10 protein-coding genes are annotated in these 12365 nt (G+C 49.1%); 5 read left to right on the top strand and 5 right to left on the bottom strand.

Annotation, left to right across the window (positions count from 1 at the left end; genetic code table 11):
- The coding region (locus LSE01S_RS09940; protein WP_156470521.1) for a lectin-like domain-containing protein at nucleotides 1-5161 on the bottom strand (5161 nt) is incomplete at its 3' end.
- A gap of 899 nt (nucleotides 5162-6060) precedes the next feature.
- Here LSE01S_RS09940 and LSE01S_RS09945 point away from each other — a divergent pair.
- A complete protein-coding gene (locus tag LSE01S_RS09945) occupies nucleotides 6061-6417 on the top strand; it encodes a hypothetical protein (protein WP_061777477.1) in 357 nt (118 codons plus the stop codon).
- 149 nt (nucleotides 6418-6566) lie between these two features.
- Here the strand turns inward: LSE01S_RS09945 and LSE01S_RS09950 are convergent, their stop codons facing one another.
- The 4 genes from LSE01S_RS09950 to LSE01S_RS09965 all read right to left on the bottom strand — a co-directional run bounded on the left by LSE01S_RS09950 (nucleotide 6567) and on the right by LSE01S_RS09965 (nucleotide 9256).
- A complete protein-coding gene (locus LSE01S_RS09950) occupies nucleotides 6567-6764 on the bottom strand; it encodes a helix-turn-helix domain-containing protein (protein WP_082622377.1) in 198 nt (65 codons plus the stop codon).
- 38 nt (nucleotides 6765-6802) lie between these two features.
- Nucleotides 6803-7378 (bottom strand): DUF2975 domain-containing protein, encoded by a 576-nt coding sequence (locus tag LSE01S_RS09955; RefSeq protein ID WP_061777479.1) that lies wholly within the window; start codon nucleotides 7376-7378, stop codon nucleotides 6803-6805.
- Nucleotides 7379-7530: 152 nt separating this feature from the next.
- Complete coding sequence (locus tag LSE01S_RS09960; RefSeq protein ID WP_061777480.1) at nucleotides 7531-8304, bottom strand: ABC transporter permease; 774 nt, start codon at nucleotides 8302-8304, stop codon at nucleotides 7531-7533.
- Nucleotides 8305-8320: 16 nt separating this feature from the next.
- Nucleotides 8321-9256 (bottom strand): ATP-binding cassette domain-containing protein, encoded by a 936-nt coding sequence (locus tag LSE01S_RS09965; RefSeq protein ID WP_061777481.1) that lies wholly within the window; start codon nucleotides 9254-9256, stop codon nucleotides 8321-8323.
- Between the two features lie 187 nt (nucleotides 9257-9443).
- Here LSE01S_RS09965 and LSE01S_RS09970 point away from each other — a divergent pair, with 187 nt between their 5' ends.
- From LSE01S_RS09970 to LSE01S_RS09980, 4 genes are all read left to right on the top strand, one after another.
- Nucleotides 9444-9959 (top strand): MarR family winged helix-turn-helix transcriptional regulator, encoded by a 516-nt coding sequence (locus tag LSE01S_RS09970; protein ID WP_061777482.1) that lies wholly within the window; start codon nucleotides 9444-9446, stop codon nucleotides 9957-9959.
- Between the two features lie 212 nt (nucleotides 9960-10171).
- Nucleotides 10172-10456, top strand: a complete 285-nt coding sequence (locus tag LSE01S_RS09975) for a hypothetical protein (protein ID WP_061777483.1) — start codon at nucleotides 10172-10174, stop codon at nucleotides 10454-10456.
- 24 nt (nucleotides 10457-10480) lie between these two features.
- Nucleotides 10481-10654, top strand: coding sequence for a hypothetical protein (locus LSE01S_RS11000; RefSeq protein WP_156470522.1), 174 nt, complete (start codon nucleotides 10481-10483; stop codon nucleotides 10652-10654).
- A gap of 256 nt (nucleotides 10655-10910) precedes the next feature.
- Nucleotides 10911-12338, top strand: coding sequence for a carboxylesterase family protein (locus LSE01S_RS09980; protein ID WP_061777484.1), 1428 nt, complete (start codon nucleotides 10911-10913; stop codon nucleotides 12336-12338).
- The last annotated feature ends 27 nt before the right edge of the window (nucleotides 12339-12365 follow it).

A 12365-nucleotide genomic window follows, 5' to 3' on the forward strand; every position in this document is an offset into this window, starting at 1 on the left:
TTTTTACGACCTTGATAACATTACCATCAGCATCTTTCGTCGTGGTCGTATTAGTGTCGGGATCCGTCGTCGTTGTGTCATGAGCAAACGTTGGTTGTGCACCTGGTGTTGTTGTCGTAACGGTCGTATCAGTATTACCTTGCTTGACCGTTGCTTGCGTAACATCTTTCCCGAATGTTTGCGTGACGGGTTCCTCTTCAGGTTTTTCTTCCGTGACTGTCTTGATACCAGTCGAAGGATCAAACGCGTACGTCGTCTTACTTTCATCAGGCCATGTCTTAACAACTTTGACAACGTTTCCTTTGTCATCGGTCGTCGTAGTAGTCTTATCGTCAGGATCCGTCACCGTCGTATCATGTTCAAACGTTGGTTGATTGGTTTCAGGGTCCAGAGCAACAATAGTGCTCGTGTTTTCATTGTCACCATCACTCAAGATTACCTTAGCAGCAGAGGTAAGCGGTTGTGATTTACCGACCTGGGCCCCATGCTTTTGTTCACTCACATCCCGGTCCCCAGTCTTCGGATCAAAGGTGTAAGTTGTTTCGCTACCATCAGCCCACTGCTTATCAATTCTAATCACGTTACCATCGGAATCTTTTTCAGTAACTGTCTTATTACCATTAGCATCAGTAGCGGTGCCCAAGATCTTCATTGTCCCATCTTTAAGCGTGACATCGTAGTTTGCTGAGTCAGCAGTCCCTGTAATTGTGTAGGTCCCGGCACTGGTTTCTTTGATGTTAGTCAGAGTAACACCCAGTGCACCAGTAGTATCATTACCGGCTAACTTACCATCTGTAATGCGATAGCCACCAGATTCGTGCACGGTACCCGTTCCATCGTCAACGCCATTGACATCATTAATTGTCACCGTAATTGGCCGCTTCCTAACAGTCAGTCCGCCCGCAACAAAGCTAAGCGCGTAGTTAGGGTTAGCCTTACTCAAAGCAGCCTGAGCATCAGTAGTCAATCGTAAAGTGTACTTGCCGCCCGCTTGTAACGGGTTTTCCTTGACATTGACGACGTTGCCAGCGTCATCCACAATTTCAAAATCACTTGCATCGCGTGTACTGTCTTTTCCGTTAACCGTTACGTTAACAGATGACAAATTGTCGCCATAAACGACACTAGCGTTCGAGTCAACCGTGGCCGTCCCAGCAGCTTGAGCAATCGTGAAGGTCCCAGTATTTTCAATGGAAACATTGTAATTGCCATCATTGGCGGCGGTCCCAGTAATATTGTACTTGCCAGCGTTGTCGCCAGCTTCTCGAGTTAACGTCACGCCTAAGTTATCCTGCGTATCTGAGGGAGCCAACGTGCCGTTGGCTTCACCGGTGGCAGTGGTTGCTGGAATGGTGAACGTCAACGCTGGATCGGTCGTAACGCCATAATCCTTGCCACCATCTTCAACGTGAACCGTAATTGCCCGTTGTGTCACGGTCAACTTGTTTGCACCAAAGCTAAGCTTGTAGTTAGGGTTAGCAGTAGTCAAACTGTCTTGAGCCTTCTGGGTCAATCGAATCGTGTAGTCACCACCGGCTTGTAACTGACCCGTAGCAACCGCGTTTGTTTTGTTATCAAAAATTTCAAAATCAGTGTTGTCCAGTGTGGTCTTTAATCCAGTATCACTGTCGGTTACCGTAAATGTTGGTAAATCATCGCCATAGCCCACGGTTGCGGCATCGGCAGTAACAGTAGCGTCTTTCTGGTTGATGGTCAAAGTGCCATCTAGGACAGTAACCTTATAGTTCTTTGCCGTTGAGGAACCAGAAATGGTATACGTGCCTGCGTCGGTTTCGGCAGTTGGCGTCAACGTCACATCCAGATCGGCTGCCGTGTCAGTACCAACTAACTTGTCACCATCTGCAATCGTGAAGCCTGATTGATCAACTTGGTGGGCCTTGCCATCATAGTCGACACTGACGTTATTGGCTTGTACAGTGATCACCTTTGGATCAATGGTAAAGGTTCCAGGCGTAATCGTCACTTCATAATTCTTGTTCCCAATGGCTGTACCTTTAATCGCGTAGGTATCAGCATCTTCGCCCTTGTCCCGCTTCAGAACGACACCAAGACTAGAAACCTCATCACCGTTTACCATAGCGGCCTTCGCGGAATCACCGTCCAGACTCAGGGCTGGATCGGTACTGTCACCATAAGTCTTCCCAGCATCTGCGGCGACAAGCATAACTTTCCGCGGCGTCACGGTCAATATGGCCGTGCCAAACGTGCCGAAGTTGTAATTCCCATCGGCCTTCAAGGCTGTTTGGGTAGCATCGCTATAACGAATCGTGTATTTGCCACCGACTTGCAAATCCTTGACGGCAACTTGGTTACCATTAGCGTCATCGATTTCAAAATCATCTTGCGTCAGGTTAAGCCGTGAATCATCGTCACCAGCCACCGTTCCCAAGGCATATTTGACGCCGTCCAGCTTACCGTCAACACCACCATATTGCAGACTGGTGTCCGTGATGGTTGGCTTGGCATCGACCGGATTAATCGTGAGCGTTGCCGGCGTGTAGAGACCAGCATTGGTGTTAGTCGTCAGGCTCTTAAGATAATTACGACCAGCATCCGTCAACTGGAAGTAATAGGTTCCAGCATCTTTAGGCGTGACGTGGGTATCTGAATCTGTAGCACTAACATAGTAATAGAAATCTGGGTTGGCAAAACCGGCCTTTTGGTCAGTGGTCAACGTTGCCCCGGAGTCAGCCCCGAAGTCAGCACCAACGGTCACATCGGGAATACCCACTGTTTGGCCGTAATCCTGCGACCAGGAAACAAAGGTTGCTAAGGCTTTGACTGCGGCTTCATTAGTCGAGGTCAGGTTGTCTAAGTCAGTTTGGAACGTCGTCAGGGTGTCATCCATGTTAGCCAAAGCATTATACCCGGCTTGCCCATTTTCAAAGATTGTTTCTGGGTCCGTAGAATCTTCGGCGGCCTTTAAGGCAGCCTTAGCCGTGGCGTTACTCGTTGAAAGATTGGTATACATATCATTAACAGAATCCAACAGCTTCTTGGCCGCGTCCTTCTGATCCTGTGTAATCCCCGTTAAGCCAACAAATTTGTCATAGATAGCTTGCGTTTGCTTTTGGTAGTCGTCCGCCTTGGCTTGGTTGTCGGTGGCCTTCTGTAGCCACTCATCAAGCGTGGCCTTCGTTGGCACCAAGATACTCTTAGTATCCTGAGGTGCCGTGGAATCCGTGGAATCCGTCCCAGCAGCATTAGGAACCGTAGACCAAGTGTAGGCTGGCGTGCTACCGTCCGTGACAGCTTTGCCATCTTCACCGATCGGTGTCGCGTTGAGGGCATCCGTGACGGATTGATTCGTCCCTACCGTTGCATTGGTCGTAACTTTTGTTCCGTCCATCGTTTCACCGGTAGCAGTGTAATAGTGTTGAATTGGGTTAGCAACATCCGTATCCGTCGATGCGGTCGTACCCGTGTTAATCTTCACATTAGCATTAGCAACCGTTCCGTCTGTGGGAGCGTCCACAACAACGGTCACTGGGGTATAACCAGGCACTTGAACAACGACTGACTTACCGGCAACCGTGGGCACTTGGATAGGATCCATGCCAGGAATGGCATCGCCAGTCACAGAATCAACTGGCGTGATATTGGCTGTAAAGGCTTGGGTAACAGGAACGCTAAACGCTTGGGTAGTATCCCCGGTCACCTTGTAGCTGTAGTATGCCGCATCAGCAATGCTTGCCTCGCCAGTGATATGGTTAACCGTCCCGGTGCTGGCAGCGGTATTGTCGCCATCGACCAGATAGACATTATTATTCGTGCTGTCAGGAATTACTGTAACCAGGCTGGGATCTAGCGTTGGATCTGCGGCGACTGCTCGTTCCGCTGCCGCCTTCGTCGAGAAGACAGAAATAGTGTCCCCAATGTTGGCAGTGACTGGTGTTTTCGTACTTACATCTCCAGCCGCAGTAGCCACGTTGACACTCACTGTCGCCGTCTTTGGTGTGTAGGTAAAACTGTCGATTTTAGCAGAATAATCATTACTATCTTGTCCAGTTGAGGCCGCGATTGAAATTGAATAGCCTTTTGAAGTGTCAATGCCAGTAAGATCTCGGGTGAAAGTTTGGTCCTTGATAATCACGGTTAACATTTTAGTCCCCGAGTCATAGTTCATCTTGAAATCTATAAGTGGACTGGCTGCCCGATTGCTTAAATCGAATGTGCTAGCCGCTTTCCAGGCGTTTGAGTCAGTAACCTTTTGAATGGCACCATCGCCATCAGTCGACCGCCAGCCAAAGTATGCCCCTGAACCAGGGTCAACCACACCACTCGTGTCATCACCACCGTTATGATGATCATCATAAACGAAGGCAAAGGCGTTCTTCAAGCCACCTAAGCCCAAATTACCACCTGTCTCACCTGTCGTTGCGTATTCCGGATCACCGGGTGCAAACACGATGCCGACACCGTCAGCTCCGCCTGAGGTCTTCGTCCCAATACCTAAAGCACCGTCCATTGTAAAATTATGGCTAAAATCAATTTCATTTTCAAAAGCGACGTGAGCAACTTCGGGGCCTGTAATTGTCATTGGAAAATCAGGCATAGTTGGAGACTTGTAAATATGCGGCTTGGTAGTTGTCAACTGCCAAACGCCTTTAGCATCAGCCGCCTGTGACGACGTATTCGCTGCAGAAATTTCAGGAGAGTTGTCGCCACTTTTGTTAAGGTTTTCAACCCAATTCGTAAAATGGTCCTGAACCTGGCTACCAGATAGCGTTACGCCGGAGCCATCCGTCTTGCCAACTGACATTGATTGATCTGGCGTTAGAGTTTGATATTGCTTATCGCTGGTTGTACTGGTTGCCGCACCCGCAGCACTTTCAGTAGACACATCCGCACTTTCGGCAACTGGGGCCGCTTGGGCCGTTGGTGTCGTGGTCTTTGAGGTACTGAGCGTCGTCGAGTTCCCTTTTTCGGCGTCAGACACTGGCGCTGAATCGGCAGCTGGCGTGCTTGGTGCTGCCGTAGCCGCGTGAACATCTGCCGTGCCAATGGTTTCGGCGAGGGCTACTGCGGATAAACTAACGAGTAACGTGCCAAAAATACGGGTCTTAATCTTCCAACCCGTGTGACCCTTGTATAAAATAAAATTCTTCTTAACGGTTTGATTCGTTGCTTTTTGTCTCAAGCTTGACCTCTCCTTTTCCCTCGGTGTTGAACCCCTGTAGCTGTTCAATCGCCATTCTGACTCGTCTGACTTCGCTACTCCGTTGAATACGGTCTCCAATGATGAAAAGATTCGGCTAAATCTAGTCCCGTAAAATCATCAGCTAGTCAATAACGCCTGGCCACTCTGTTAGCGACCCAACAGCGTTACCAAATGCTTTCACGATCTAACCGCGATCTTCTTATCATATGTCGATTAACAATCGCTAAGGCTGACGGCCACCGGTTGACCAACGACAATACGTTAGTCAAATGACTTTTCACTGCTAAACCTGCATACGTTTATCACTACGAATCAGTGATACTATCCATGGATTGGCGGTCAACTGAATCGTATAAGTTCAGCTGAGGCCCAACAAAATGACCGTTCAACCGTTTTACCCATCCCCCGTAACCTGCGAAAGATGGGGACATTTGGTCATCCACTTCATGGGCCTACCAGGTTTGTACATAGGCGGATTTGAAAGGCTTTCAAGCCACTTTATCGCTAACACCAGTGGTATCGCCAAAAACCGTTTTGTCTGCTAACCTTTTTATAGCTATTTTAATCGTAACCATATTATAGTAGCGAGGGCGATAACATTCAAGGTGTTCATACTTAGTAATGACAAATAATCACAAATAATCTAATATGTAACACTCGTTTATGCAAATATAAATAAATACCTGCATATAACCAGTTGACCGCCTACTTGGATCCGACCTATTAGATTTTGAAAAATTCGAGAAATTCACTTGATGCTTTTTATTAAAGTTTCATACGTTTTGTAAAAGTTCGTTCATGGCCGAAATGAGTCTTCCCCGCTTATGTTATATTTGAAATTGTTCCAACCAGGAACAAATTTGGGGAGGTTTTACTTTATGAAAAAAGCCGCATTAATGTTAGGCGTCGCCGGTATGGTTGCTACCACGGGGATCGGTAGCGTGGTCGGCTCAGCCAGCACCATGACCGGTACCGTTCAATACCACAAGTATCATGGGACGACGATCAAGAAGAACTACAAGCATTTCAAACTGACGAGCCACCAACCCAACAGTGATTATAAGATTATCAAAACCACGAGTTGGAAGAACGCCAAGTTGAAGGCCGGGAGTAAGGTTAAAATTGATTTGATGGCCAGTCAGGCCACTCAATACAACTGGTATCGGATTCGCGCCACGACAAAACACAGCACGCATCGTTACTGGGTCTACGGTCAAGCATTAAATCTTAAGTAATCAAAAATGGCTAGTCCCTTTTCAATCGGGACTAGCCATTTTTTACGCAATGTTATTTACAACGAGAACACCCATCACAAGAAGTGCGGATCGAATCAAACCCTTTTCACCTAACTTGCTAGCTCACAGCTTAACCTGGAAAGGCGACTTTAGTGATTCACCGTATCATCCGTCTCAGGCACATACTTCAAGATATCACCTGGTTGGCAATCCAACACGCGACAGATTTTTTCCAAGGTGCTAAAGCGAATCGCCTTGGCCTTCCCCGTCTTCAGAATCGACAGGTTAGCCGGCGTAATGTCAATGGCCGCCGCCAACTCCTGGCTACTGATATTGCGCTCCGCCATCACGACATTCAAAGTTAGTTTAACCACCGAATCACTCCTTATACCGTCAAATCGTTCTCGGCCTTAATAGACATGGCACGACTGTACGTCACGTAGATCACTGCCAGCACCACCACGCCAACGACACTGTCGGCAACGTCGGACCAGGTCTGCGATAGAACGCCGTTGTTGTACCCGTCGAGCCAGGTACTCGTGAGCTGGTTGCCCCCAGCAATCAAGATATTACTAAACACCATGTAGCATTCGGCGTAGACTAATTTCCGGACCAACTCAACATTGGCCACTGAAAAGTAATCCTCTGCGGCCAAGCTTTTTAATAATTTTCGCAGGGTCAGACAGAACCAAATCGCGGCACCCATCAGAATGGCCCCGCCGATCGCCATCAGTAACACATACGGCCAGTTAGGAAAGCTGGCAATGACACTGGCCGTGGGCCGATGACTCCCCGAATACCTTAAGAAACTGTCATTTTTCCACACGCTTCTGGCGACGTTCCCCTTGACGCCCCAATAGAGATACCCAATTGGCCATAAGAAACCCACGCTAGCAGCAACAATGATAAAGTTTGCCAAGATAACCACAACGTTAATGCCAACCTTCAACCATTTTGACATGTTATCCATCCCCGTCCTTTGTTCACTGTCGATAATAACATATCGATAAACGATAATCAATAATTGAATATCAATAAAAAGCGGCCAACGCCGATTGAACGACGTTGACCACTTTTGGTTATCCTAGGATTCACATACGCCTTGATCAGTGATTAATTCCGGTCATATGCCCAGACGGTGAGTGGGGCAAAGACCGCGACTACTGCGATGTCAAAAACGACCACCAGCAAGGCTTCGTGAGTCCAGCCGCCCGTCGCCAGAATTTGCCGAATGGCGGTAATCACATAAGTAACGGGATTCAAGTTGGCGATGAACCGCAAGGGCTTAGTCAGCGAGTGTAGTGGCACGAAGGCGTTCGACATGAAGGACAAGACCAACATGGTCATCAGCGAAACGCTTTGAACAGCGGCGGCACTCTTGGCCAACAGTCCTAGTAACGCGAAGATCCAAGACAACGCCCAACCGGTGAAGATGGCTAGTAAGGCAATCACGACGATCCAGCCAAAGCCCACGGCCGGTCGCCAGCCCATGAGATAACCCGTGGTTAAGGAAGTCACGGTGGCAATCAGTAGTCGCAAACTATCGGCAAACAGTTGCCCCGCCAACGGCGCAATGTGGGCCATTGGCAACGACTTGAAACGGTCGAAGACGCCGGAGTCCAAGTCTTCTCTGATTTGGGCTCCCGATCCGGTTCCCGCCGACAGCATCGTTTGAATCAAGATTCCGGGAACGATGATGGGCAGATACGCCTTCACACCACCGGCAATCGCCCCGCCAAACAAGTAGCCAAACATCAACATGAACAGCACTGGTTGAATCACCACATCCATAAAGTTATCGGGATTGTGAACGGTTTTTAACAGGTTACGATAGGCCATCGTGGCGGTGTTCATCACCACATTACCCTTGTGCATTTGAACTTCCATCGTGCATCCCTCTTTCTTAATTCTTGCCAACGGTGAGATTCATGAAGACATCATCCAACGATGGCTCTTGAATCGACAGATGATTAACGGTAATTTTCGCGTGATCTAGGGCCGCCAGGATTGGCGTCAGCTCCGCGACCTTGCTGAGACTCACACTCAGTTGTTGCCCAACTTGCCGGACGGCACCGGTAACCTGACTCGCCAAGAGCTTCGCAGCGGCCGCAACTTGGGCCGCTTGGGCGACCGTAAAGCTGAGTTTAGAGCCGCCCGCTTCGCGTTTAAGTTCAGCCGGTGTGCCCATCTTCACTAACCGACCATGATCGATGATTGCTAGGTTGTCGGCCAATTGGTCGGCCTCCTCTAGGTATTGAGTGGTCAGAACAATTGTCGAGCCCTGCTTCACCAGTTCACGAATAGTATCCCACATCTGGGTCCGCGTCCGCGGGTCCAATCCGGTGGTGGGTTCGTCTAAGAAAATCAACGTTGGCCGAGTGATCAGGCTTACCGCCAAATCCAACCGACGACGCATCCCCCCAGAGAAGGTCTTCAGGGCCTTGTCCGCCGATTCTTCTAATGAAAATTCCTTCAGGAGTTCCGCGGTCCGTTCCCTGGCATCCGAGCGCGATAGGCCATTCAACCGGGCGAAGATCATCAGGTTCTCGCGGGCCGAAATATCTTCATCGACGGAGGCATATTGACCGGTCAGACCAAACATCGACCGCGCCAGCCGCCCTTCCTTCACCGTGTCGTGACCGAAGATTTTAACCTGGCCAGCATCTGCCTTCAGCAAGGTCGTAATCATGCGGAGGGTCGTGGTCTTCCCCGCCCCGTTGGGTCCGAGTAGTCCGAAGACCTCACCGGGTTCGACGCTAAATGAGATGTCGTCGACCACCGTCTTATCGCCAAATTTTTTAGTCAGATGACTGACTTCGATTGCATTCACATTAGTCATATTGATTCCCTCTTAGTGTTCGCATTTTAATCAGGTCCCCCTGACTAAAATTATAATAAGGCCCCCTGATCAATTTGTCAATAATTTTATTCACCGGACCAATCCCGTTGCTAGCGATTGGCGCGTATAATAGATAGTATGATGCGTACTGGGACGATATAACCCAGGATTATAGGAGGTTGGCCACATGCCAAACTTAGATAAACAGAAGAACGCCGCCGGCAAGCTGATTGAATTCGACATGGTCAGCCACACTGCTGACGAGCTGGCCCACCGCAACCATGCGGACAAGGACGAGCATCCCCTTCGCTTTCAAGGTCAGGGGAAAATTCTATTGGCCCTAGCCCAAAACAACGGACTCTCGCAGAAGGAACTGGCGACACGGCTCAACCTAGCCGTCCAGTCAACTGCCGAGTTTGTTAATAAACTGGTCAAAAAAGACTTGGTGACTAAGGAAAAGTCCTCGACCGACCGGCGCAAGACCATTATTCGGCTGACCGACCTGGGCCGGGAGACCGCCGCGGAAACGGCGAAGGTGCCCGCTTACCTCGAGGGACTCAGCGATACCGAACTCGACCAACTCACGGCCATTCTGACGAAGATTAATCAGCACCTTTACGAAGACATCGATCAGGCTAGCCCAACTTATTCCAGCAAATTTCAGGAAACTGTGGCGGATCACCTGCGTGATTGGTTCATGTAACTTTAATTGACGCCCAAGGGCGGACCGCCCTGATTGATACTGCAATAGCGTATTCCAGCTAAGCCATAGTCTGAGCCCCTCACTGCTCATCGCAAGTGAGCCTTAATCCGTCGGCGGCAAAACAATCACCGGTCGCGGTCCAGTTGTGTTATTCATTTCGGCTAGTATACTTAACGTATGTCGTCAACTTTGGCATCCCCAAGGAGGTTATTATGACCGAGTACTTTTTGGTTAACCAGCAGGACTACTTTGCGGCTGGATTTATTGTGAACAATGGTACCGCCTATCTTGACACGGCCGCCGGGCTCGATGTTGCCGTTGCGGTGAAGGCCGATGCTCCGGCGAGTGCCAAGACCGAGCTATATCGGCAGGTCTTAACGCATCCCGCCGCCGGTAGTGAACGGACCCAATTGACGGACCAAGAGCAAGTCCGCTTGACACAGAAGCTCGATGAAGGCTTTGACCTAACCAGTACCGAAAATTTGGAAGGCTGCTAACGGACTAAACGTGAGGTGATAATGATGGCTGAAGAAATGAACAAGAACGAGACTAAAGAAACTAATCCATTTTGTCATGCCGGGATGACCTGTACCCCCGGTTGTGGCTGCGCCAGTGCCGATGGCATTTGCCACTGCCGCATGATTTCTGACCGCAAGTGCGCCTGTGATGGCTTCTGTGGTGTGCCCAAACATTAGTCACTGGATCCAATAAAAAAATCATTAACGCTAACAACTAGAGTGGCGCCGTCTGTTCAATTAGACGACGCCACTCTTTTCTACTCTATTCAGTTGCGACGTGAATAACGGTGAGCCAGCAAATCCCACCATCATTGCGTTAATAAACTGAAATCGATCCACACTAGAATTTCGACTTGACTGTGACGTTAGGGTACAGTCTATACTCAATCCATACTGAACTAGCGCGACAAAAATGGGGAAGAAGGAATTCAAAATGTCACGTGTCAATAAAAAATTTAATAACGTGCAAGAATGGCTCGGCGTCCCTTATGGGCAGGCCAGCCGGTTTCAAAAGGCTAAAATTGTGCCGTTTGAGGACAACCATGATTACCGTCAAAGTGGCCCAGCATCATTGCAGTTAACCGACCCGGCCTTTTTAAATTCCGACCAGGGTGAAAGTGAAGATTGCCTGAATCTCAACATCTGGACGCCGGATAATCTCACTGAGAAGCTCCCTGTCGTGGTTTATATCCACGGTGGCGGTTGGACTTACGGTGCTAATTCTCAAGACACCTCGGATTTATCTGGCTTAGTCGCCAGCGGTCGGGTGATTGGGGTCTCCATTAATTATCGTCTGGGACCACTGGGCTGGCTAGAGTTATCCCAATATGGTGGCAAGTTTAAGGATACCAGTAACCTGGGATTACAAGACATTGTCCTGGCTTTAAAGTGGATTCACCAATACATTGGAGCATTTGGTGGTGACGCCAGCCAAGTTACCCTCACCGGGCACAGTGCCGGTTCATTTTCACTGTTAACGCTCTTAGCCGTACCCGAGGCTGACGGCTTATATACCCGATTAGCCGCCTTCTCCGGCTACGCCGCCCGTTATATCCCAGCTTGGTGGGCCGAAGAATTAGCCGCTAAAGTTTTAAAAACCCTGGATTTAACTTCACCAGAACAGTTATTGACGGTTGATGCCACTTCACTAATGAATGCCGTCAATCAGGTCTTGCCAACCGATGTTTTGAAACGGGGTAATCTAGATACCCTATCAATCGGGATTGTCGATGACGAATTTTTGCCGAACGGCATTTTAAAGGGTCATCCCGCCGATATGATCAAAAGCGGCGAACACAAGGACGTTGACCTGATCCTAACCTCAACCACGGCGGAAGCCAGTTGGTACGCCGCTAACATTCCAGATAATGTTGACCCTAAAAATATCGACGCGGTCATTGACGAAATGGTTTACGACTGCCACATTCCCCGCAAACAGGCCGAGGCTATCGCCTTACATTGTGGCGCTGGTCAAGCGTCACCACTTACCGTCAGGACCCGCTTCTTTACAGATTACAATTTCACCTTACCGGCTATTCGGGAAGCTCACGACCATGCCCAAGCTGGCGGACGCGTATATCAGCTAAGCGTTGGTCCCGCCGAAGGTTCTCCCGCTTATCATGGCACAGACATGTACGGGATTGTCGGCCAAGCTGCACCGGATGCCAGTCAAGAACAACTCGATCGTGACCACTTTATTAGCCAAGCACTGCTCAACTTTGCGACCGATCATCACGAAAAGCTATGGTCGCCAGTGAAGCCCGACCAACTTATCATCAAAGATATTGGTCAGCGACCATATAACGGCGTTGAGCACGCCAAAACGGTCTTACAACTATTTAAAGGTATTCCTCGTCCATAATTAATATTTATAAAAAGGTGGTTGATT

Source organism: Levilactobacillus senmaizukei DSM 21775 = NBRC 103853, from assembly GCF_001592085.1.
Taxonomy (GTDB): Bacteria; Bacillota; Bacilli; order Lactobacillales; family Lactobacillaceae; genus Levilactobacillus; species Levilactobacillus senmaizukei.

What these genes read in the sequence shown, in the direction of transcription:
- LSE01S_RS09945 (WP_061777477.1), top strand. Translation starts at nt 6,061, where the DNA reads ATGAAAAAAGCCGCATTAATGTTAGGCGTCGCCGGTATGGTTGCTACC.
- LSE01S_RS09950 (WP_082622377.1), bottom strand. Translation starts at nt 6,764, where the DNA reads ATGGCGGAGCGCAATATCAGTAGCCAGGAGTTGGCGGCGGCCATTGAC.
- LSE01S_RS09955 (WP_061777479.1), bottom strand. Translation starts at nt 7,378, where the DNA reads ATGTCAAAATGGTTGAAGGTTGGCATTAACGTTGTGGTTATCTTGGCA.
- LSE01S_RS09960 (WP_061777480.1), bottom strand. Translation starts at nt 8,304, where the DNA reads ATGGAAGTTCAAATGCACAAGGGTAATGTGGTGATGAACACCGCCACG.
- LSE01S_RS09965 (WP_061777481.1), bottom strand. Translation starts at nt 9,256, where the DNA reads ATGACTAATGTGAATGCAATCGAAGTCAGTCATCTGACTAAAAAATTT.
- LSE01S_RS09970 (WP_061777482.1), top strand. Translation starts at nt 9,444, where the DNA reads ATGCCAAACTTAGATAAACAGAAGAACGCCGCCGGCAAGCTGATTGAA.
- LSE01S_RS09975 (WP_061777483.1), top strand. Translation starts at nt 10,172, where the DNA reads ATGACCGAGTACTTTTTGGTTAACCAGCAGGACTACTTTGCGGCTGGA.
- LSE01S_RS11000 (WP_156470522.1), top strand. Translation starts at nt 10,481, where the DNA reads ATGGCTGAAGAAATGAACAAGAACGAGACTAAAGAAACTAATCCATTT.
- LSE01S_RS09980 (WP_061777484.1), top strand. Translation starts at nt 10,911, where the DNA reads ATGTCACGTGTCAATAAAAAATTTAATAACGTGCAAGAATGGCTCGGC.